At 41.7% G+C, this 1,193-nt stretch carries 1 protein-coding gene and 1 pseudogene; both read right to left on the bottom strand.

What is annotated here, in order from left to right; translation table 11 throughout:
• Nucleotides 1-61: 61 nt before the first annotated feature.
• Nucleotides 62-586 carry a hypothetical protein gene (locus QUB37_RS29715; protein ID WP_333168833.1) on the bottom strand — a complete coding sequence of 175 codons (525 nt, stop codon included), beginning with the start codon at nucleotides 584-586 and terminating at the stop codon, nucleotides 62-64.
• 145 nt (nucleotides 587-731) lie between these two features.
• A pseudogene (locus QUB37_RS29710) lies at nucleotides 732-1,193 on the bottom strand (hypothetical protein); the annotation flags it as partial.

Genomic DNA, 1,193 nt, shown 5'->3' with positions numbered 1-1,193 from the left:
TTGAGAACCTCTCGCTGATTAACCATTTTTTCCACTCAGCTCAGGCTGAGTCAATTTGTGCTTAGTCTAAACTCCAGACCCTAGTTCTGGCAGCTAACTCAGCCGGATTATTATGTAGAGGTAATTCAGGGTGTTCTAAAACTCTAAGCAACTCCGATACTTTTGTCGCAGTTAATTGTTTGCGTTCATCCAACAATTCATAGCCACTTTGAGTTTCAAAAAGCCGCCGAAATTTCGACCTTAAAAGCAGTGCAGCTTCAGTCCTGGGAGCATTTTTATAAGCTAATAATTCCCGATAATAATCCCAAAAATCATCGAGAAACTGCTCTAAAATTACTTGATGGCAATGGAATACCGGGCTTAACTTCTTGTAATGCCTTCCCTCATGCACCCAACATAACGCTCTATCAGTAGTGATTAACTTGAATTGGGGGGCATCATCGCAACAGAGAGTTTGTACGACTGGGCAATCTGTTTGCTGATGATAGAAAGCAATAGCTGCTGCTTCCTTAATCCGGGTAACTTGTTGGGAACCCAGTTTGGGTAAATACTTATTTAGTTTGTGATTAAACTGTGCCTCACTCAACACCGTTTCTTGAGGTAATAGCTGGAGAGCGTTTTGCCATTTAATCGGGATTTTAAAGTCCTCAATTAGTGAGAATGTCAGTGGATTTAGAATAAATTTCAGTTCTCGTCCGGGCTGTAATCCTTTCAGTACCGTCAGTCGGTCTTTATTGGCTGACGCACGAGTAGACTGTATATAAAGGGTTGCAGATTATATTGGTGGTATGGTTGACTCCACCTACACGCGCGCCTGTTTGGTCGAAGTGTTGCCAGGGGCTACTCGCTAGTCCTGAATCATAAACTTCTTTTTTCTCGGTTTCAAAACCCGAGTGGTTTTTGATTAGCAGGTTGGATAAATAACCTGCTGAAATGGAAATGCCTAAATCTGCTAAAAAATCTAGTAGTTTGCCTTGCGTCATATTGCCGCCATAGTACAAACTAATGATTAAGGCTTTGATTCCTGGTCCAAATTCTCCTTCGTAGCCCATTGGTAGTTCTGCTACATAAGTTTTTCGGAGTGAGGGTGAGTAATATTTCTGTTTACGGAACAATATGTTGTCGGTTGCCAAGCTGATATCTTGGATGATTACTTGTTCGTATCCTTTAAATTCTGCGTCTGCTGGCAGTTG

Origin of the sequence: Microcoleus sp. AT3-A2 (genome assembly GCF_036705685.1) — a bacterium.
Classification (GTDB): domain Bacteria; phylum Cyanobacteriota; class Cyanobacteriia; order Cyanobacteriales; family Microcoleaceae; genus Microcoleus.
This window is presented reverse-complemented; position numbering and strand designations above follow the sequence as displayed.